General features: G+C 71.5%; 16 protein-coding genes. 8 read left to right on the top strand and 8 right to left on the bottom strand.

Features of this window, described 5'->3' with window-relative positions; translation table 11 throughout:
- The first annotated feature begins 85 nt into the window (after positions 1–85).
- Positions 86–970: a serine hydrolase gene (locus FHX80_RS08280; RefSeq protein ID WP_145763607.1), complete on the top strand. Its 885-nt coding sequence runs from the start codon at positions 86–88 to the stop codon at positions 968–970.
- Between the two features lie 244 nt (positions 971–1214).
- Positions 1215–4955: an ABC transporter ATP-binding protein gene (locus FHX80_RS08275; protein WP_145763606.1), complete on the top strand. Its 3741-nt coding sequence runs from the start codon at positions 1215–1217 to the stop codon at positions 4953–4955.
- Positions 4956–5031: 76 nt separating this feature from the next.
- On the opposite strand, the gene FHX80_RS08270 is transcribed toward FHX80_RS08275, so the two are convergent.
- On the bottom strand, positions 5032–5532 hold the full coding sequence (locus FHX80_RS08270; protein WP_145763605.1) for a hypothetical protein: 501 nt from the start codon (positions 5530–5532) through the stop codon (positions 5032–5034).
- Positions 5533–5704: 172 nt separating this feature from the next.
- Here FHX80_RS08270 and FHX80_RS08265 point away from each other — a divergent pair, with 172 nt between their 5' ends.
- Entirely contained in the window at positions 5705–6145 is a 441-nt protein-coding gene (locus tag FHX80_RS08265; protein WP_375882258.1) for a hypothetical protein, read from the top strand.
- Between the two features lie 98 nt (positions 6146–6243).
- Positions 6244–7719, top strand: a complete 1476-nt coding sequence (locus FHX80_RS08260) for a S28 family serine protease (protein ID WP_145763604.1) — start codon at positions 6244–6246, stop codon at positions 7717–7719.
- A 147-nt stretch (positions 7720–7866) separates the two neighbouring features.
- Here FHX80_RS08260 and FHX80_RS08255 read toward each other — a convergent pair whose 3' ends face one another.
- Positions 7867–9717, bottom strand: a complete 1851-nt coding sequence (locus tag FHX80_RS08255; protein WP_145763603.1) for a glycoside hydrolase family 3 protein — start codon at positions 9715–9717, stop codon at positions 7867–7869.
- Positions 9718–9918: 201 nt separating this feature from the next.
- Positions 9919–10851 (bottom strand): LysR family transcriptional regulator, encoded by a 933-nt coding sequence (locus tag FHX80_RS08250; RefSeq protein WP_145763602.1) that lies wholly within the window; start codon positions 10849–10851, stop codon positions 9919–9921.
- Positions 10852–11075: 224 nt separating this feature from the next.
- Here FHX80_RS08250 and FHX80_RS08245 point away from each other — a divergent pair, with 224 nt between their 5' ends.
- Positions 11076–11987 carry an EamA family transporter gene (locus FHX80_RS08245; protein WP_145763601.1) on the top strand — a complete coding sequence of 304 codons (912 nt, stop codon included), beginning with the start codon at positions 11076–11078 and terminating at the stop codon, positions 11985–11987.
- A 5-nt stretch (positions 11988–11992) separates the two neighbouring features.
- Here FHX80_RS08245 and FHX80_RS08240 read toward each other — a convergent pair whose 3' ends face one another.
- Positions 11993–12781 (bottom strand): sugar phosphate isomerase/epimerase family protein, encoded by a 789-nt coding sequence (locus FHX80_RS08240; protein ID WP_145763600.1) that lies wholly within the window; start codon positions 12779–12781, stop codon positions 11993–11995.
- A gap of 576 nt (positions 12782–13357) precedes the next feature.
- Positions 13358–14539: a LacI family DNA-binding transcriptional regulator gene (locus tag FHX80_RS08235; protein WP_145763599.1), complete on the bottom strand. Its 1182-nt coding sequence runs from the start codon at positions 14537–14539 to the stop codon at positions 13358–13360.
- Between the two features lie 129 nt (positions 14540–14668).
- Here FHX80_RS08235 and FHX80_RS08230 point away from each other — a divergent pair, with 129 nt between their 5' ends.
- The 3 genes from FHX80_RS08230 to FHX80_RS08220 are packed head-to-tail and all read left to right on the top strand — an operon-like array spanning position 14669 to position 17836.
- Positions 14669–15820 carry a Gfo/Idh/MocA family protein gene (locus FHX80_RS08230; protein WP_145763598.1) on the top strand — a complete coding sequence of 384 codons (1152 nt, stop codon included), beginning with the start codon at positions 14669–14671 and terminating at the stop codon, positions 15818–15820.
- A 40-nt stretch (positions 15821–15860) separates the two neighbouring features.
- Positions 15861–17006: a dihydrodipicolinate synthase family protein gene (locus tag FHX80_RS08225; RefSeq protein ID WP_145763597.1), complete on the top strand. Its 1146-nt coding sequence runs from the start codon at positions 15861–15863 to the stop codon at positions 17004–17006.
- Positions 17003–17836, top strand: coding sequence for a sugar phosphate isomerase/epimerase family protein (locus tag FHX80_RS08220; RefSeq protein WP_145763596.1), 834 nt, complete (start codon positions 17003–17005; stop codon positions 17834–17836). Before FHX80_RS08225 ends, FHX80_RS08220 begins: the two co-directional genes overlap by 4 nt.
- An 88-nt stretch (positions 17837–17924) precedes the next feature.
- Here FHX80_RS08220 and FHX80_RS34640 read toward each other — a convergent pair whose 3' ends face one another.
- From FHX80_RS34640 to FHX80_RS08205, 3 genes are all read right to left on the bottom strand, one after another.
- The gene (locus FHX80_RS34640; RefSeq protein WP_167523384.1) at positions 17925–18734 is read right to left on the bottom strand and encodes a hypothetical protein; all 810 of its coding nucleotides are present in this window, start codon (positions 18732–18734) and stop codon (positions 17925–17927) included.
- A 265-nt stretch (positions 18735–18999) separates the two neighbouring features.
- Entirely contained in the window at positions 19000–19224 is a 225-nt protein-coding gene (locus FHX80_RS08210) for a DUF397 domain-containing protein (protein ID WP_145763595.1), read from the bottom strand.
- Positions 19196–20035 (bottom strand): helix-turn-helix domain-containing protein, encoded by an 840-nt coding sequence (locus FHX80_RS08205; RefSeq protein ID WP_145763594.1) that lies wholly within the window; start codon positions 20033–20035, stop codon positions 19196–19198. Before FHX80_RS08205 ends, FHX80_RS08210 begins: the two co-directional genes overlap by 29 nt.

Here is a 20035-nt window from a genome sequence, read left to right as displayed (position 1 = left end):
ACTTTCCGGCTGTCCGCGAGTCATCTCTGACAGGTGTGCCGGGGGGCGCACCCGCAGTAATCACACAGGGGGACGGGAACACCTCATGACTACATCCCACATATCCCGCCGCGCCCGCGGCGCGCTCTGCACCGTGCTGGCCGCCGGTGTGTTCGTACCCGTGGTGCTCGGCGCGGCTCCCGCGGCCGCCGCGACGCCGACGACGAGCTGCACCTCCGGCAAGGCCGGGCTCGCGGCCCAGCTGTCGAACGACATCACCGCAGCGCTCAAGGGCCGCAAGTCGACCACCGCGGTGGCGCTCCACGACCGGACCACCAGGACGACGTGCACGCTGCGGTCCACGTCGACGTACGACTCCGCCAGTGTCGTGAAGGCGACCGTGCTGGCCACGCTGCTCTGGGACAACGCCAAGCACAACCGCAACCTCACGCAGCGCGAGGTCGGCCTCAGCACCGCCATGATCACCAAGTCCGACAACAACGCGACCACCAGCCTGTGGAAGCAGCTCGGCGCCACCAAGGTCAAGGCGTTCCTCACGGCGGCCGGGATGACGCACACCACACCCGGGTCCGGCGGCTACTGGGGGCTGACCCAGATCACCGCGCAGGACGAGCAGCGGCTGCTGACACTGCTCACCGCGAAGAACTCCGTGCTCAGCGACAGCGCACGCTCCTACGAGCTCGGGCTGATGCGCAAGGTCGTCCCCTCGCAGCGCTGGGGAACGCCCGCCGGGGCCCCGGTCACCGCCACCGTCCAGCTCAAGAACGGCTGGCTGCAGCGGGCCACCCACGGCTGGCGGGTGCACAGCATCGGCGCCTTCACGGGCAACGGCCACGACTACGTGCTCACGGTGCTCACCCAGGACAACAAGACGATGAACGACGGCATCAACACCATCCAGGCCGTCGCGCGGGCCGTGCACAAGGACCTGAACCCGCGCGTCATCCACGCGAGGCCCGCCGCCCCGTAGGAGGCGGTCCCGCCGCTACCCGGGCATCCACGGCCGGCCGGATGCCCGACCGCGACGTACGGTTTTGATGCTCACCCCGCGCGGCTCCGTCACGGCGCGCCCGCCGTCCGGAACGCACTCCCGCTCCGCCCGAAGTCGTACGACGGTCCTACGCCGCAGGACCCGTCTTTGTAACGGAGGGATGAAATCCGCGACCGGCCGCGTTGGTGCCTTGCGGCAGAGCAGGTCGAACGGGAGGCACCGGGTGTCGGACGCAGGGCGGGCAGAGGACGGGCGACAGCCGCGCGGCTGGGCACGCAGGCTGAGCGGTTACGCCTGGCGCTACCGGCGCAATGTGCTGCTGGCGCTCGGCTCGTCGCTCGCCGGAATGGCGGTGATGGCCCTCGTCCCGCTGATCACCAAGGTGATCATCGACGACGTGGTCACCAGCCACACCCGCTCCCTGGCCGTCTGGACCGGGCTGCTGATAGGGGCCGCCGCCCTCGTGTACGTCTCGACGTACATCCGCCGCTACTACGGCGGCCGGCTCGCCCTGGACGTACAGCACGATCTGCGGACCGAGATCTACGACACGATCACCCGCCTCGACGGGAAGCGGCAGGACGAGCTGTCCACCGGACAGGTCGTCGGGCGTGCCACCAGCGACCTCCAGCTGATCCAGGGGCTGCTGTTCATGCTCCCGATGACCATCGGGAACGTCCTGCTCTTCCTGCTCTCCCTGGTGATCATGGCGTGGCTCTCGCCGCTGCTGACGCTCGTCGCCGTCGCCGTCGCCCCCGCCCTCTGGTTCATCGCCCGCCGCTCCCGCACCCGGCTCTTCCCCGCCACCTGGTACGCCCAGTCGCAGGCCGCCGCCGTCGCCGGAGTCGTCGACGGGGCCGTCTCCGGCGTCCGCGTCGTCAAGGGTTTCGGGCAGGAGGACCAGGAGACCGGCAAGCTGCGCGAGGTCGGACGCAGGCTCTTCGCCGGGCGGCTGCGCACCATCCGGCTGAACTCCCGGTACACCCCCGCCCTCCAGGCCGTCCCCGCGCTCGGCCAGGTCGCCATGCTGGCCCTCGGCGGCTGGCTCGCCACCCGCGGCGAGATCACCCTCGGCACGTTCGTCGCGTTCTCCACCTACCTCGCCCAGCTCGTCGGCCCGGTCCGGATGCTCGCCATGGTCCTCACCGTGGGACAGCAGGCCCGCGCCGGTGTGGAACGCGTACTGGAACTGATCGACACCGAGCCGACGATGCGGGACGGCACCAAGGACCTCCCCGCCGACGCCCCCGCCAGTGTCGAATTCGACGACGTGCGGTTCGGGTACGACGAGGACCGCCCGGTCCTCGACGGGTTCTCGCTGACCATCGAGCCCGGCGAGACCGTCGCCGTCGTCGGCGCGTCCGGCAGCGGCAAGTCCACCGTCTCGATGCTGCTCCCGCGGTTCTACGACGTGTCGCACGGTGCCGTCCTGGTCGGCGGCCACGACGTCCGCGAGCTGACCCTGGGCTCGCTGCGGGCCGCCATCGGCCTCGTACCGGAGGACAGCTTCCTGTTCTCCGACTCCATCCGCGCCAACATCGCCTACGGGCTCCCGGACGCCACCGACGAACAGATCGAGCAGGCCGCCCGCGCCGCCCAGGCCCACCGGTTCATCGCCGACCTGCCCAAGGGGTACGGCGCCGAGGTCGGCGAGCACGGGCTCACCCTCTCCGGCGGCCAGCGCCAGCGCGTCGCCCTCGCCCGCGCCATCCTCACCGACCCCCGGCTGCTCCTCCTCGACGACGCCACCTCCGCCGTCGACGCCCGTGTCGAGCACGAGATCCACGAGGCGCTGCGGCAGGTGATGGCGGGCCGGACGACGCTGCTGATCGCCCACCGCCGCTCCACCCTCAACCTCGCCGACCGGATCGCCGTCCTGGAGAACGGCCGGCTCGCCGACGTCGGTACGCACGAGGAGCTGGAGCGCCGCTCCGCGCTCTACCGGCGCCTGCTCACCGACCCGGACGAGCTCGGCGGCACCTCGCCCGGCCACCTGCCGGCCGCCCCCGCCGCCGACCCCGCGGACGACCGTGCGCTCCAGGAGGAGCTGGACGCCGAGTTCGACGCCGAGCGCGGGATCACCCCCGAGCTGTGGGTCCGCAAGGAGGGGGCCCGCGAGACCGACGCGGCCGGCACACCCGCCACCCCCGAGCTCCTCGCCCAGGTCGACGCACTGCCCCCGGCCACCGACACCCCGGACATCGACGAGGCCCGCGCCGTGCACGCCGAGGAGTCCTACGGACTGCGCCGGCTGCTGCGCGGCTTCGGGCTGCCGCTGCTGGTGAGCCTCGCGCTGGTCGCCGTGGACGCCGGAGCGGGACTGCTCCTCCCGGTGCTGATCAGGAACGGCATCGACGAGGGCGTCACCCAGCTGGCGCTCGGCGCGGTCTGGGCTGCCTCCGCCCTCGGCCTCGTCGTCGTGCTGGTGCAGTGGGCCGCCCAGATCGGCGAGACCCGGATGACGGGACGCACCGGCGAGCGGGTGCTCTACTCGCTGCGGCTGAAGATCTTCGCGCAGCTCCAGCGCCTCGGCCTCGACTACTACGAGCGCGAGCTGACCGGCCGGATCATGACCCGGATGACGACGGACGTGGACGCGCTGTCCACGTTCCTGCAGACCGGACTGGTCACGGCCTTCGTCTCCGTCGTCACCTTCTTCGGGATCATGATCGCGCTGCTGGTCCTGGACGTCGAGCTGGCCCTGGTGGTCTTCGCGACCCTGCCGGTGCTGGTCGTCGGCACGTACTTCTTCCGCCGCAAGAGCGTCCAGGCGTACGAGCTGGCCCGTGAGCGCATCAGCGCCGTCAACGCCGACCTCCAGGAGTCCGTCTCCGGGCTCCGGATCGTGCAGGCCTTCCGCCGCGAGCGGGACGGTGCAGACCGGTTCGCCGGACGCAGCGACTACTACCGCGAGGCCCGGGTCCGCGGCCAGTGGCTGATCTCGGTCTACTTCCCGTTCGTCCAGCTGCTGTCGTCGGTGGCCGCGGCGGCCGTGCTGATCATCGGTGCGGGCCGGGTCGACAACGGCACGCTCACCACGGGCGCGCTCGTCGCCTATCTCCTGTACATCGACCTGTTCTTCGCGCCCGTGCAGCAGCTCTCCCAGGTCTTCGACGGCTACCAGCAGGCCACCGTCTCGCTCGGCCGCATCCAGGAGCTCCTCCAGGAGCCGACGTCCACCGCCGACCGGGACGAACCGCTGGACGTGCCGTCGCTGCGCGGCGAGATCGCGTTCGAGGACGTGTCCTTCGCGTACGGCGGCGAGGAGGCCGCGCTCACCAATGTCGATCTGCGTATCCCGGCCGGTCAGACGGTCGCGTTCGTCGGCGAGACCGGTGCGGGCAAGTCCACCCTCGTCAAGCTCGTCGCCCGGTTCTACGACCCGACGGCCGGCCGCGTCACGGCGGACGGCACCGATCTGCGCAGCCTCGGTCTCACCGCCTACCGGCACCGCCTCGGAGTCGTACCGCAGGAGGCGTACCTCTTCGCGGGTACGGTGCGCGACGCCATCGCGTACGGGCGGCCGGAGGCCGGTGACGCGGAGGTGGAGGCGGCGGCCAGGGCCGTCGGCGCGCACGACATGATCGCCACCCTGGACGGCGGCTATCTGCACGAGGTCGCCGAGCGGGGCCGCAATCTCTCCGCCGGACAGCGGCAGTTGATCGCACTCGCCCGCGCCGAACTCGTCGACCCGGACATCCTGCTGCTCGACGAGGCCACCGCGTCCCTGGACCTCGCCAGCGAGGCGCTGGTCAACCAGGCGACCGACCGCCTCGCCGGCCGGCGCACCACGCTGGTCGTCGCCCACCGGCTGACCACCGCCGCCCGCGCCGACCGGGTCGTGGTGATGGACCACGGCAGGGTCGTCGAGGACGGCACACACGAGGAACTCCTCGCCCTGGACGGGAAGTACGCCGTGCTGTGGCGCACCTTCATAGGGGAGGACGAGCCGGCCGGGGTGTGAACGACGCACACGCCCCGGGCGGTGTCGACGCACGTGCGACCGCACACCGCACGGACACCGCCCGGGGCGCGGACCGTCAGTCCTGGATCGCGGAGATCTTCCCGGTCCCCAGATCCTGCCGCACGCTCAGATACGTGTACGTCCGGTGGGCGGTCGTGCCCCAGGTGAGGCGGACCGTCGACCAGGTGTGACCGGCACCGCTGTCGCTCGCGGTGACCCGGAAGCCGGCCGGGACGTCCTGGGAGCGCAGCACCCCGTCGGCGTGGTTCCGCGCCTCCCAGCGCTTCAGCTCCGCGCGCAGGGCGGGCGTCAGGTAGAAGCTCCGGAGCGCGGTGGCGAGGCGGCCACCGCCCTCGGCTGCGATGGCGTCGAGGTAGGAGCCGTAGAAGTGGGCGACCAACTGGTCCCGCGGGGCGTCGCGATCGCGGTGCGCCGGTGCGGTGGCCGGTGCGCCCTGCGGGGCGGCAGCGGCGGCGGCCGGGACGGCGGCGACCGCGGTCAGGAGAGCGGCCGCGAGTAGCGTACGACCGATGACGCGACGGCTGCGGGGGCGCTGGGCGGTGCGGAGTTGAGTCATGACAGTGCCTGCCTTTCGTATGGCTTGTCCTGTTGGAGCCGATGTGCGCCGCTTTGGTTGCACGGGACGCGGAGCACGCCGGGCGCAACCTCCGGATGGCCTATCGCGTCGTACGCAGATACACGTATGTGCGCTCACGTGTCGGGTAGGGGCGCGAGTGTTCGACGAGGCGATGGGGCTGCTGGTGAACAGAGCGACGATCAGAGGGACGGAAGCGGCGGGTGGGCGCACGGGGTGCGGGCGTTCCGTCCGGCTGCTCGTCCCGGCCCTGACGGTTGCCCTCGGACTGCTCCTCGGCGGGGTCGGGGCGACCGGCGCCTCCGCCGTGTCGGTCTGCGCCGGACGGCCGGCGAAGACGCTGAGGATCGGCACGGGCGAGCTGCGCGTCTACAAGACCCGTTCCTACGCCTGCGTCCTCGCGGTCGCGGCCAGGCCCGGTGCGTACCGCCGGATGTCCGTACAGATCCAGCCGCGCGGCGGCCGCCCCGTCGTCGACAGCGGCACCTTCTCGCGGCAGGCCGGACCGGTGACGGTCCATGCGCTGAACCGGTGCGTCCGGGTCTCGGGCATGATCGCCGGACGGAGGGGATCCACGGGCTGGATCCTGTGCTGACCGGGTGATTCGGCCGGTCCGGGTGGCAATGGGGTCTGGCGGCACGGGTGTTGCCCCGCTAGGTTCACGTCGTCTGTTGTGAACCAAGGGGAGGGTGTATGCGCAAGGCGCTCAGAGGGTTCCTGTCGCTGGCGGTGCTCATCGGCACAGTGAGTGCGACGGGTGCCTCCGCCGGGGCGGCCACCGCCGCTGAACCGGCCGCTTTCCGTTCCGCCGTCAGTGACAGCGGTACGAGCACGGATATCGAGGACCGCATCCTGGCCATCCCGGGAATGAGCCTCATCCAGGAGAAGCCCTACACGGGCTACCGCTACTTCGTCCTCAACTACACCCAGCCGGTCGACCACCGGCACCCGTCCAAGGGAACGTTCCAGCAGCGGATCACCCTGCTGCACAAGGACACGTCCCGTCCGACGGTGTTCTTCACCAGCGGATACAACGTCTCCACCAACCCCAGCCGCTCCGAGCCGACCCGGATCGTCGACGGCAACCAGGTCTCGCTGGAGTACCGTTTCTTCACCCCGTCCCGCCCGTCGCCCGCCGACTGGTCCAAGCTCGACATCTGGCAGGCCGCCAGTGACCAGCACCGGGTGTTCACCGCGCTGAAGAAGATCTACTCGAAGAACTGGCTGACCACCGGCGGCTCCAAGGGCGGTATGACGGCCACGTACTTCGAGCGCTACTACCCGAAGGACATGGACGGCGTCGTCGCGTATGTCGCGCCCAACGACGTGGTCGACAAGGAGGATTCGGCGTACGACCGGTTCCTGGCCAACGTCGGTACCAAGGAGTGCCGCGACAAGCTGAACGGCGTGCAGCGCGAGGCGCTCGTCCGCCGGGAGCCGCTGGAGGAGAAGTACCAGCAGTACGCCGCCGACAGGGGCTACACCTTCACCACCGTCGGCTCCCTCGACAAGGCGTACGAGGCCGTCGTCCTGGACTACGTCTGGGCGTTCTGGCAGTACAGCCTGCTGGCCGACTGCGACTCCATCCCGGCCGATGCCAAGACCGCCACCGACCAGGCGATCTGGGACTCGATCGACTCGATCTCCGGCTTCTCCGCCTATGCCGACCAGGGCCTGGAGACGTACACGCCGTACTACTACCAGGCGGGCACCCAGCTCGGCGCGCCCGACATCAAGCAGCCCTGGCTCGGCAATCTGAGCCGGTACGGCTACCAGCCGCCGCGCACCTACGTGCCGCGCTCCATCCCGATGAAGGCCCAGCCCTCGGTGATGCGTGACATCGACAACTGGGTGCGGCACCACGCCAGTCGGATGCTGTACGTGTACGGGCAGAACGACCCGTGGGGCGCGGAGCGCTTCCGGCTCGGGGCCGGCGCCCGTGACAGCCACGTCTTCACGGTGCCGGGTGGCAACCACGGCTCCTCCGTCGCGGGTCTGCCCCCGGCGGAGAACGCCACGGCCACCGCGGCCATCCTGCGCTGGGCGGGCGTCGCCCCGGCCGTCGTCCAGGCGGACCCGTCGAAGGCGAAGCCGCTCGCGAAGTTCGACGCGGTCCTCGACAAGCGGGACCTGACGACCGAGCGCCGGCTCGGCGTCCGGCGCCCGTAACGGAAGACCGGTAGCAGATAGGCCGGTAGCAGAAGGCCCGTATCGGAGGGCCCGTGACGGAGTGTCCGTGACGGGCCCTTGACGGAAACCCCGCGGCGGCGGCCGTGATGTCGGTCAGGCCGTCGCCGCGGGGTTGCGCGGTCGGTCCTAGTACGAGAGGCCGTAACCCACCGGGTGCAGCACCTTCGCCGGGTCGTCCGCGCGCTGGACCGGCACCGGCAGTGCGCCCTCCGGCTCGGCGCGGCCCGCGATCACCCGGGCCGCCGCCCGCAGTTCGACATCGGTCCAGGAGTACGCGGCCAGGCTCGCCGCCTGTCCCGTCCCGGTCAACTGGGCGATGTCGTACGGGTTGCGGATCGCGACCGTGATCACCGGGACGCCGGTCGCGGCCAGCGCGCTCACCAGGGTGCGCTGCGAACTGGTCGCCGTGACGTTGTACGTCCCCACGATCACCGCGTCCTTGCCCTGCGCGGCAGCCACCGCCGCGTCGATGCCCGCCCGGGTCGGCGCGGTGCCGGTGGACAGGGCGGTGGCCGCGTACCCCAGCTGCTTGAACTCCTCGGCCATGGTGGTCGTCGGCGGGCCCGTCGTGCCGGACGGGGAGGCCGGGTCGGCCCCCACCACCAGCAGGTTCCGGTGGGAGCGGCGCGACAGCGGCAGCAGCGAACCCTCGTTGGCCAGCAACGTGGTCGTGTGCTCCGCGATCCGGTCGGCGGCGGCCAGGTGCGACCGGGTGCCGACGGTACGGTCCACGCCCCGGTGACTGACGAACGGGTCGTCGAACAACCCCAGCTTCGTCTTCAGCCGCAGGATGCGCAGGATCGATTCCTCGATCCTGGCCTCGCTGATCTCGCCGCTCTTGACGGCCGCCAGCAGGGCGTTCCAGGAGACGTCGAGGCTGGGCGGGTTGAGCAGCTGGTCGACGCCCGCCTGCACGGCGAGCACCGGCACCCGCTTGTCGCCGTACTTCGTCCGTACGCCCTCCATGCCGAGCGAGTCGGTGACCACGACGCCGTCGTAGCCGAGCTCCTCGCGCAGGATGCCGGTGAGGATGGGCCGGGACAGGGTCGCCGGGTCCTCGGAGGGGTCGAGCGCGGGCACCACGATGTGCGCCGTCATGATCGAGTCGATGCCCGCGGCGATCGCGGCCCGGAACGGCGGCGCGTCCAGCTCGGCCCACTGCTCGCGGGTGTGGCCGATGACGGGGAGGCCGGTGTGGCTGTCGGTGCTGGTGTCGCCGTGGCCGGGGAAGTGCTTGGCCGTGGACGCGATGCCGGCGCTCTGGTACCCCTTCACCTGGGCGGCGACCATCCCGGCCACCGCCTGTGGGTCGGAGCCGAAGGAGCGCACCCCGATCACCGGGTTGGCCGGGTTGACGTTGACGTCCGCGTCCGGGGCGTAGTTCTGGCAGATGCCGATCGCGGCCAGCTCGGCGCCCGCGATCTGCCCCGCCTTGCGGGCGTCGGAGCGCGAACGGCCCGCGCCCAGCGCCATCGCGCCCGGCATCAGCGTGGCGGGCTCGCCGACCCGGCAGACGATGCCGTGCTCCTGGTCCGTCGAGACGAGGAGCGGCAGCGGAGTGGGACCCGCGAGACCGGCCCGCTGGATGCCGTTGGAGAGATCGGCGATCTGGTGCGGGTCACGGGTGTTGTGCGCCCAGGTGAAGTAGATGATGCCGCCGACGTGGTACTTGGCGATCATCTCCGCTGCGGTGCGCACGCCGATCTCGGCGAGGTTGGCGTCGATGTCGGCCTGGTCGGGGTCGGTGGCGGAGTGCCCGTAGACCCGCATGACGAACAGCTGGCCGATCTTCTCCTCCAGGCTCATTCGGGAGATGAGCCGTTTCAGCCGCCGGGTGGTGGCGGCGGAGTTGTGGCTGCCGCCCGAGGACTTCTGGGCGGCGACGGCGCCGGGGGCGACTGCCGCGCCCGTCGCGGCGATGACTGCGGTGGCGGCGGTAGCGGTGAGGAGGGTGCGTCTGGAGGTGCGGTGGTGCACGTGAGCTCCTTCGGCCGTGCTCTGTGGAGAGGGGTGGTGAAAGAAACTTCCAAGAAGCACGGATATCCAGAAAATAACTTCCAGTCAAGGGCTCGGGCTGTTTGAGCGCGTCCCGCACCGATGACGGAGGGGGACGAATCCCCCACCTCGCCGCACCTCAGCCCACCTCGCCGCACCTCAGCCCACCTCGCCCCACCCGCGTCAGCCCGCCCCGCCCGGCCCCGGCTCACGCAGTCCCACGCCCGCCCCGTGCGCCTGGAGTGCCGCGACCGCCGCCGTGATCGCGGGCCGCCGCGCCGCCTCGGTACGCCACAGCGCGTACAGCCGGCGTACGGGTACGGGCTCGATCCGCACCGCCACCACCCCCTCCGGCAGGGGCCCGCGGCCCAGCCGCGGGATCATCGCGACGCCGAGACCGGCGGCGAGCAGCGCCAGCTGGGTGTGGTTCTCCTCGGCCTGGTGCCGGATGTCCGGTTCGTAGCCCGCCGCGCGCAGCGTCCGTACGAGCCAGTCGTGGCAGACCGTCCCCGGCGGCTGGCAGATCCACCGCTCCTGCGCCAGCTCCTCGCGCCGCACCCCGTCCCGGCCCGCCAGCCGGTGGCCCGCGGGCACCAGCAGATCGCAGCGGTCGTCCCCGATCACCGCCTGCGCCACGCCCTCCGGGGCGGGCAGCGGGGCGATGTCCCAGTCGTGCGCGACGGCCAGGTCGATCACGCCCTTGGCCACCAGGTCGACCGAGAGGTGCGGATCGACCTCGGTCATCCGGATGTCCAGGGCCGGGTGTTCGCGGTCCAGCCCGGCCAGGACCCCCGGCAGCAGCCCGCGCGCCGCCGAGGCGAACGCGCCGATCGAAAGCCGCCCCGTCGGCAGCCCTCTGCGCTCCTCCAGCGCTGTCTCGGCGCGCTCCACGATCGCCAGCAACTGCTGGGCGGTGGCGGCCAGATGGACCGCCTCCTCGGTGAGGGCCACGCCCCGGCCGCGACGCTCCAGCAGCGTCGTACGGGTCTCCCGCTCCAGCTTGGTGATCTGCTGCGAGACCGCCGACGGGGTGTAGCCGAGCGCGGCGGCGGCGCCCGCGACGGAGCCGTGGACGGAGATGGCGTGCAGGGCGCGCAGCCGGGAAAGGTCGAGCACCAGGGCCTCCGGGGGCGGTGAGTGATTCAGCTGGGCGATCCGGTCTGACCTGATCTGATCTGGCCGGACCTGGGCTGGTCAGGCCAGACCTGGGCCTGGCTGGGCGGGGATTGGTCCGGGTTCGGGTCCGGGCCCTGGCCTGGGGCATTCGTTAGCGTTGCTCAATTCCACCATGAAGAAATCCGCGCTGGTGCTACATGGTCGGTGCGGGTGATCCTCGGGGAATGCGTCCCCTTCATATCGCCCTGGCCGCCCTGGTGGCCGCCGTCTGGGGTGTCAACTTCGTCGTCATCGAGCTCGGGCTCGATCACTTCCCGCCGCTGCTCTTCTCCGCCCTGCGCTTCCTCGTCGCGGCCCTGCCCGCGGTCTTCCTCGTCGGCCGGCCGACGGTCGCCTGGAAGTGGATCGTGGGGGTGGGGCTGGTCCTGGGGATGGCGAAGTTCGGCCTGCTGTTCATCGGCATGGACCGGGGGATGGGAGCCGGGCTCTCCTCCCTGGTGCTTCAGGTGCAGGCGGTCTTCACCGCGCTCTTCGCCGCGCTCGCGCTCGGTGAACGACCGGGCAGGGTAAGGGTTTTGGGGATGGCGGTGGCTCTCGCCGGGATCGGGGTCGCCGCCGTCGACGAAGGGGCGGGCGGGCCCGTACTGGCCTTCGTTCTGGTGATCGCGGCGGCGGCCTGCTGGGGCGTGTCCAACGTGCTGACCCGGAAGGCCGCCCCGGCCCACGCCCTCAACTTCATGGTCTGGGTCTCCACCGTCCCGGTGCTGCCGCTGCTCGGGCTCTCCCTCCTCTTCGAGGGCTGGGACCGCGACGCGCGGGCGCTCGCCGCACTCGACTGGAGCGGCGCCGGAATCATCGTCTATGTCGCCTGGATCACCACGGTGTTCGGCTTCGGGGCGTGGGGCTTCCTGCTGAGCCGGTACCCGGCGTCGTCGGTGGCCCCGTTCACCCTGCTCGTCCCCGTCTTCGGGATGTCGTCGGCCGCCCTGCTGCTCGACGAGTCGGTGAGCCCGCTGCGGTGGTGCGCGGCGGCGCTGCTGGTCGGCGGGGTGGCACTGACCTCGCTCGCCGGGACGCGGCGCCCCCGCCCCGCCACCCCGGAGCGTCCGGAGCCGCAGGCCGCGGGGGTCGGCTGACCGCCCTACTGCTTCGGCGCGCCCAGCCGCAGCAGGTGCTCACGCCCGGCGCTCAGCAGCCCCGGCAGCTCCGCCGCCCCCGGGTGCCAGCGCTTCTCGTACTCCCAGCAGACCCAGCTGTCCGCGTCCAGGGTGTCCAGGCACGCCCTCAGCGGCAGCACCCCGGCGCCCAGCGCGAGGGGCTCGGTGACCTCGGCCGACGCGATGTCCTTCACCTGTACGTATCCCAGGTGCGGGGCCAGCACGGCGTGGCTCGCGGCAGGGTCCTCACCGGCCAGCCAGGTGTGCATGATGTCCCACAGCGCACCGATGCTCCCGTGCCCCACCGTGCCCACCACACGGGCCACGGCGGCCCCCTCGCGGTGCGAGTCGTGGGTCTCCAGCAGGATGCGTACGCCCATGTCAGCGGCGTACGGGGCGGCGGCGGCCAGCCTGCGGGCGGCGGTCACGTCGGCCGTGGCGGGGTCCTGGTCGCCGCCGCCGGGGAAGACCCGGACGTTCCGCGCACCCAGGTCCCGGGCCAGCTCCACCAGGCCCGCGAGCTCGTCCAGCACCGGCTGGTCGTCCCCCTCGGACGCGGCCCGGACATAACCCGCCACGGTCAGGATCTCGATCCCGCCCCGCTTGAACTCCTCGACCACCTCGGCCCGTTCGAGCATCGAGAGCCCCGGGTGCACCGGCTCCTCGGGGTGGGCGCGCAGCTCCACCCCCTGGTAGCCGTGCTCGACCGCCAGCCGGACGACCTCGGATAGCGGCAGCCCCGGCACCCCGAGGGTGGAGAAAGCGAGCTTCACGTGCGTGTTCCTTCCGTCGTCTGCACCGGCCGCGGCCCGTGGAGCCGGGTTCAGCAGGGCTCCCGGAGCAGCTGCTCCAGGCTACCCAGCAGTCCCGGCGCGTCCGCCCGCTGCCGCGGTCCCGGCCGTATGCCGGGCACCCGTACTCCGTATCCCGTACCCGCGTCAGCCGGGCTCCATCGCGTACTCGGCGGAGAACTCGTACAACCCCGCCCGGTCCTGACGGCCCGTCCTGTTCGGCAGGTTCGCCATGTGCTTCTCGCCCGTGGGCGAGTCGGCGGCCACGGACGGTAGCGCCGCGGCCGGGCTCGCAGTGGACGGTAGCGCCGCGGCCGGGCTCGCGGTGGACGGTAGCGCCGCGGCCGGGCTCGCGGTGGACGGGCGTGTAGGGGTGGGGCGGGCAAAGGTCGGGCGTGTCGCGGAGGAGGCTCGCACCCGTTCGCGGCTCCCCGGATCGTTCTCCGCCATCGCACCGCCTCGGTCCGGCGCCGGCACCACCGGTCCGCTGCGACCCGTACTCCCGGCGGGACACCCGGCGGACATGGGGGCAGAGCCCCGTCTCTCTGCCCCGGGCCCTCACCCCACGCGCGGCACCGCCGTTGACCCCCGCACCATCAGCTCCGCCGGGATCGTCGCGATGCCGCCCGGCGGCGGGGTCTCCTTGCCCATCGCCAGCCGGCCCGCCCGCGCCCCCGCCTCGAAGAGCGGCAGCCTCACGGTCGTCAGGGCCGGCACCACGTCCACCGAGAACGGCAGGTCGTCGAAGCCCGCCACCGAGATGTCCTCGGGGATGCGCAGGCCGCGGTCGCGGATCGCCGCGGCGGCGCCCAGGGCCACCGTGTCGTTGGCGGCGAGTACCGCCGTGATCTCCGGTTCGCGGCGCAGGAGTTCGACGGTGGCGTCGTAGCCGGAGCTGCGGTCGTAGGAGCCGTGCACGGTGAGCCGCTCCTCGTCATCGGCGTGCGCGGGGCGCCCGCCCCCAGCCGTGCTCCCTTCCCCAGCCGTGCCCCTCTTCCCGACCGTGCCCGTGTCCCCGGCCGTGCCCGCGCCCCCGGCCGTGCCCGCATCCCCGTACAGGCCGGCCGCCCTCATCGCGTCCCGGTGGCCCTCCAGCCGGTGGCGGGTCGTGGTCCGCTCCAGCGGTCCCGCGACGTAGCCGATGCGGCGGTGGCCCAGCGAGAGCAGGTGCTCGGTCAGGCGCCGGCCGCCGCCCCGGTTGTCGAAGGCGAGCGCGGCCAGGACCGATTCGCCGTCCGGCAGCGGGGGCCGCCCGCACAGCACCACGCGCGTTCCCGCGTCGGCGAGCTTCGCCAGCTTCGCGGACATCGCGGCCCGGTGCGCCGGGTCCTCCACCGCACCTCCGGTGAGGACGACGGCGGCGGCGCGCTGACGCTGGAGCAGGGTGAGGTAGGTGAGCTCACGGGCCGGGGAGCCGCCGGTGTTGCAGACGACCGCGAGCTTCTCGCCGCCCGCCCGGCCCGAACCGTCGCCCGGACCGCCGATCTCCGTCTGCACCGCGCCCGCCATGATCCCGAAGAACGGGTCGGCGATGTCGTTGACCAGGATGCCGATCAGATCGGACGTGGCCGCCGCGAGCGAGCTGGCGGGCCCGTTGAGCACGTAGTCCAGGTCGTCCACCGCACGCAGCACCCGCTCCCGGGTCGACGTGGCCACCGGGTAATTGCCGTTCAGCACACGGGACACGGTGGCCGGGGACACCCGGGCGCGAGCCGCCACGTCCGCCAGGGTGACTGTCATCGCATTCCTCCGAGGAGTGATGAGGGGAGAGGACTCGATCAGCGCGCCCCCTCTTGTCCAGGCCGCTGTCGGCAGGCTAGCGTCATCCCGGATAGAAAGCGCTTGCTACGGCTGTATGGAGGAACTTTCGTGACACGCAGGACAGTGCGCATCGCCATGAACGGCGTCACGGGTCGCATGGGATACCGGCAGCACCTGGTGCGCTCGGTCCTCGCGATCCGGGAGCAGGGCGGCCTCGACCTCGGCAACGGTGACGTGCTCTGGCCCGAGCCGGTCCTCGTCGGCCGCCGGGCCCATGCGCTGGAGGCGCTTGCCGAGCAGCACGGCCTGACCGAGTGGTCGACCGACCTCGACGCGGTGCTCGCGGACGAGACCATCGACATCTACTTCGACGCCCAGGTCACCTCGGCGCGCGTCGACGCGATCAAGAAGGCCATCGCCGCGGGCAAGCACATCTACACCGAGAAGCCCACCGCCACGGATGTCGAGGGCGCCCTGGAGCTGGCCCGGCTCGCCCGGAGCGCCGGGATCAAGCACGGCGTCGTCCAGGACAAGATCTTCCTGCCGGGCCTGCTGAAGCTGAAGCGCCTCATCGACGGCGGCTTCTTCGGCGAGATCCTGTCCGTGCGCGGCGAGTTCGGCTACTGGGTCTTCGAGGGCGACTGGCAGGAGGCCCAGCGCCCCTCCTGGAACTACCGCTCGGAGGACGGCGGCGGCATCGTCGTCGACATGTTCCCGCACTGGGAGTATGTGCTCCACGAGCTGTTCGGCCGGGTCACCACCGTCCAGGCGCACGTCCAGACGCACATCCCGCAGCGCTGGGACGAGCACGGCAAGCCGTATGCCGCGACCGCCGACGACTCCGCGTACGGCATCTTCCAGCTGGAGAGCGGCGCCGTCGCGCAGATCAACTCCTCCTGGACGGTCCGCGTCAACCGCGACGAGCTCGTCGAGTTCCAGGTCGACGGCACCCACGGCTCCGCCGTCGCGGGCCTGCGCAACTGCCGCGTCCAGCACCGCTCGGCCACCCCCAAGCCGGTCTGGAACCCCGACCTCCCCGTCACCGAGTCCTTCCGCGACCAGTGGCAGGAAGTCCCCGACAACGCGGTCTTCGACAACGGCTTCAAGGCCCAGTGGGAGCTCTTCCTGCGCCACATCGTCCTCGACGAGCCCTACGCCTGGGACCTGATGGCCGGCGCCCGCGGCGTCCAGCTCGCCGAGCTCGGCCTCAAGTCCTCCGCCGAGGGCCGCCGCTTCGACGTCCCGGAGCTGACCCTGTGACGCCGTGCCCGACCCCCGCCGTCCCGGAGGAGCAGACACCATGACGATCCACCTCCCGCACGGACCGTACGAGCCCCGCGCCACCCCGCTCGACCTCGCCCCCGGTGGGGCGCCCCTGGCCTCCCGTACGGTCTTCTCCGCCGCCCACGTCGTCGCCGATCCGTACGCGGACGTCAGCCCCGACTCCCCGGCCGCCGTCGACTGGGACGCCACCCTCGCCTTCCGCCGCCACCTCTGGTCGCACGGCCTCGGTGTCGCCGAGGCCATGGACACCGCCCAGCGCGGCATGGGCCTGGACTGGGCGGGCGCCGCCGAGCTGATCCGCCGTTCGGCCGCCGAGGCCACGTCCGTCGGCGGTGCCATCGCCTGCGGCGTCGGCACCGACCAGCTCCCGCCCGGCCCCGCCTCACTCGCCGAGGTGCGGTCCGCGTACGAGGAACAGCTGGCCCTCGTCGAGGGCAGCGGCGCCCAGGCCATCCTGATGGCCTCCCGCGCACTCGCCGCCGCGGCGAAGAGCCCCCAGGACTACCTGGAGACGTATGCCCATCTCCTGCGCCAGGCCACCGAGCCGGTCGTGCTGCACTGGCTCGGCCCGATGTTCGACCCGGCGCTGGACGGCTACTGGGGCTCCGCCGACCTCGACGCGGCGACCGACACCTTCCTCCAGGTCATCGCGGAACACCCCGACAAGGTCGACGGCATCAAGATCTCCCTCCTCGACGCGGAGCGCGAGATCGACGTCCGCCGCCGTCTCCCCGGCGGGGTGCGCTGCTACACCGGCGACGACTTCAACTACCCCGAGCTGATCGCCGGCGACGACCGCGGCTTCAGCCACGCCCTGCTCGGCATCTTCGACCCGCTGGGCCCCCTCGCCGCGCACGCGGTCCGGGTCCTGGACACGGGCGACACCAAGGGATTCCGCGAACTCCTCGACCCCACCGTCGAGTTGTCCCGCCATCTCTTCCAGACCCCGACCCGCTACTACAAGACGGGCGTCGTCTTCCTCGCCTGGCTGGCCGGTCACCAGGACCACTTCACGATGGTGGGCGGCCTCCAGTCGGCCCGCTCGCTGCCACACCTGGCGAAGGCCTACGAACTCGCCGACCGGCTCGGCCTGTTCCCCGACCCGGAGCTGGCCGAATCCCGGATGCGCGCCCTGCTCACGGTCCACGGAGGCTCCCGATGACCAACGACCTCTCCCGGCTCTCCATCAACCAGGAGACCATCAAGCAGTGGTCGCTGCCCGAGCTGGCCGAGGGCTGCGTGAAGGCGGGCATCGACAAGGTCGGCCTGTGGCGGGCCCCCGTCCAGGAGTACGGCGTCGAGCGCACCGCCCAACTCCTCGCCGATTCGGGCCTGTCCGTCACCAGCCTCTGCCGGGGCGGCTTCCTCACCGACCTCGACCCGGCCGGCCGGTCCCGTGCCCTGGACGACAACCGCGCGGCGCTCGACGAGGCGGCGGGCCTGTCCACGGACACCCTGGTCCTGGTCTCGGGCGGCCTCCCGGCCGGGGACAAGGACCTGTACGGCGCCCGCGAACGCATCGCCGACGCCCTGGGCGAACTGGCCCCGTACGCGGCGGAGCGCGGCGTACGCCTGGCCATCGAACCGCTGCACCCGATGTTCGCCTCCGACCGCTGCGTGGTCTCCACGCTGTCCCAGGCCCTGGACCTCGCGGAACGCTTCCCCGCCGACCAGGTCGGGGTCGTCGTCGACACGTACCACCTCTGGTGGGACGACCAGGCGCCCGCCCAGATCGCCCGCGCGGGCGCGGCCGGCCGCATCCACTCGTTCCAGCTCGCCGACTGGATCACCCCTCTCCCGGCGGGCGTCCTGGTCGGGCGGGGCCAACTCGGCTCCGGCTGCGTGGACTTCCGCACCTTCCGTGCGGCGGTCGAGGCCGCGGGCTTCGACGGCCCGATCGAGGTGGAGATCTTCAACGAGGACCTCTGGGCGCGCGACGGCTCCGAGGTCCTGGCCGAGGTCGCCGCCCGCTACCTGGAACACGCCTGCTGAACCCGCACCCCGGGGCCCGGTTGTACGGGCCGGGTCCCGGGTGTGTCCGGCGGATCGTGACCGAGGCCCCGCTGAGCGGGCGGCCGTCCTAAGCGGGCGGTTCGATGCTGACGGGCTTCCCGAGGCCGTAGAAGTGCTGGACCGTGGTGCCGGGCTTCCCGCCCATGTTGGAAGTGCCCTGTGCGCCCACCGGGGTCGCGTCGTCCTCAAGCCACACGATGTACTCGGTCATCTCCGCGCCGTGCCAGCTGAACGGCTTCGCGTTGGTGATGCGCCACGCGTAGGTGTCCTTGCCGTTCTCCAGGGAGATCAGGGCCTTCTCGGTGTCGACCTTCCAGACCGGGGACGAGGCGATGACATCCGCGGTGACCTGCGGATCCGCGAGCGCCCGGTAGGCCTTCCCGAGTGAGGCGACCAACATCTCCTGGGAGTCTCCGGCCGGGTCGCCCTTGACCCATTTCCCGTCGCTTTTGACCCACTCCTCGTCGCCGAGGAAGACGAACGAGTTCTTGGCCTTCTCCCCGTCCTCCCCGTCGACGTCCCCCGCCATCGCCGGATCGTCCCCGAACCTGAACCGTGTGGTGCTCTCCTGGCCGGCGGAGAGCACGTACTCGGTGCCGGTGCCGTAGGCCTTCATCGCGGCGGTCACACAGGCTGCCAGATCCTTGCCGGGAATCGTCGCTTCCGACTCCAGCGGTACGTCCGCGCACTCGGCCGGAGTGGTGTACTCGGAGGCCGAACTCGGCTCCGCCGCAGGGGAGGAGGCGGATGCGGAGGGGGACGACGCCGCAGGCTCCTTGGCGTCCGCGTCCGCGTCGTCGGACGAGCATCCCGTAAGAAGTGCGGCTCCGAGCGCGGTGGTCGTGAGCGCCGATATGACGTGCTCCGATCTTCCCATGAGCCGGATGCTAGCGGAGCGTTCCGGCCTCCGGCCGGTTTGGTCCGGAAAGGCAGGAACGGCCGTTGGGTAAAGGATGGACAAAGACGCGCAACCATTCGATGCCCGCCTCTGTCGTATGCGGTGTCGGGTTGCTTCCGGGGGGGTTCCGGGGGGAACGGGAAGACCCGGCGGAGGGGGAAAGCGAGAGGGGTCCGGCCTTGCGGCCGGGCCCCGTTCGCCTTCCGGGTGCGGGCCCGTCGGTCTGCCCCGAGGCAGACACGGGTCAGACCGTGAAGCAGTCACCCTTGACCGCGGTGACGAAGGACATCCAGCCCGCTACGGAGAAGACGACGGCCGGCCCGTCCGGTGCCTTGCTGTCGCGTACGGGGACGGCGGCGTGACCGCCCGCGACCTCCAGGCAATCGCCGTTGCCGCCACCGCTGTAACTGGACTTGAACCAACCGACCAACGTCGTGGCATCAGCGACGGTGTGGTTGATGCGGTGCATGTTCGTGCTCCTCTGCGATGGCTCTGACGAGGGCCACAGAACTCTCTTGGGAGGCCGCCTCGCTCAGGGCGAGAGTGTAGGACGCGTGACAGGCCTCTACCAGCGCCGGATCATCCATCAGATTTCCGGTACGGAGAGCCTCAACGTACGCGAGCGGAGCGGCGTCCGCGAAGTTCAGCAGATAGAGCGAGCTCTCCAGGAGTGCGTGTGCCCCCGAGGCGAAGGTCAGCACGTGCAGACGCAGACGACCCGACTCCGCCATGTCCGCTACCTTGCGCAACTGCTGCGCCATGGCCTGCGGGCCGCCGATACACCGCCGGAGTGCGGCCTCGTCGAGAAGAGTCCAAGTGACGGGAGTCGCCGACGCCCGGAGCAACCGGCCGCGTTCCATGCGGTTGACGATGAATTCGTCAAGCTCCTCCGTGCGGTAATTGGGGCGATACGCCTGGAACACCGCACGAGCGTATGCAGCCGTCTGGAGAATGCCGGGGATGAGCGACGCGCCGTACTGACGAATCTCCGTGGTCTCACGCTCCAACTCGGCCACCGCTGCGAAGTACCGGGCGAACTTCGAGTCCAGGTCGGCCAGCCAGCGGACGAAGAAGCCGTCGGTGTTGAGCGCGATGTCGATGCGTCGAGCGTCATCCGGCTTCGGCAGTCGCCGCCCCGCCTCCCAATGGCTGATCAGGGTGGGAGAACAGACCACCTGCTCGCTCAGTGCCTCCTGGGTCAGCCCGGCGGCAATCCGCCGTAACCTCAGCTCCTCCCCGTACTTCTCCCGCGGCGTACGCGGCTTTCGGCTCATCTCCAT

It is taken from the genome of Streptomyces brevispora (assembly GCF_007829885.1).
In the GTDB taxonomy this organism is placed as follows: domain Bacteria; phylum Actinomycetota; class Actinomycetes; order Streptomycetales; family Streptomycetaceae; genus Streptomyces; species Streptomyces brevispora.
This window is presented reverse-complemented; position numbering and strand designations above follow the sequence as displayed.

Bases quoted from the DNA above. Each gene is read 5' to 3' on its own strand.
- FHX80_RS08280 (WP_145763607.1), top strand. From the start codon at position 86: ATGACTACATCCCACATATCCCGCCGCGCCCGCGGCGCGCTCTGCACC.
- FHX80_RS08270 (WP_145763605.1), bottom strand. From the start codon at position 5,532: ATGACTCAACTCCGCACCGCCCAGCGCCCCCGCAGCCGTCGCGTCATC.
- FHX80_RS08265 (WP_375882258.1), top strand. From the start codon at position 5,705: ATGGGGCTGCTGGTGAACAGAGCGACGATCAGAGGGACGGAAGCGGCG.
- FHX80_RS08260 (WP_145763604.1), top strand. From the start codon at position 6,244: ATGCGCAAGGCGCTCAGAGGGTTCCTGTCGCTGGCGGTGCTCATCGGC.
- FHX80_RS08245 (WP_145763601.1), top strand. From the start codon at position 11,076: ATGCGTCCCCTTCATATCGCCCTGGCCGCCCTGGTGGCCGCCGTCTGG.
- FHX80_RS08235 (WP_145763599.1), bottom strand. From the start codon at position 14,539: ATGACAGTCACCCTGGCGGACGTGGCGGCTCGCGCCCGGGTGTCCCCG.
- FHX80_RS08225 (WP_145763597.1), top strand. From the start codon at position 15,861: ATGACGATCCACCTCCCGCACGGACCGTACGAGCCCCGCGCCACCCCG.
- FHX80_RS08220 (WP_145763596.1), top strand. From the start codon at position 17,003: ATGACCAACGACCTCTCCCGGCTCTCCATCAACCAGGAGACCATCAAG.
- FHX80_RS34640 (WP_167523384.1), bottom strand. From the start codon at position 18,734: ATGGGAAGATCGGAGCACGTCATATCGGCGCTCACGACCACCGCGCTC.
- FHX80_RS08210 (WP_145763595.1), bottom strand. From the start codon at position 19,224: ATGCACCGCATCAACCACACCGTCGCTGATGCCACGACGTTGGTCGGT.
- FHX80_RS08205 (WP_145763594.1), bottom strand. From the start codon at position 20,035: ATGGAGATGAGCCGAAAGCCGCGTACGCCGCGGGAGAAGTACGGGGAG.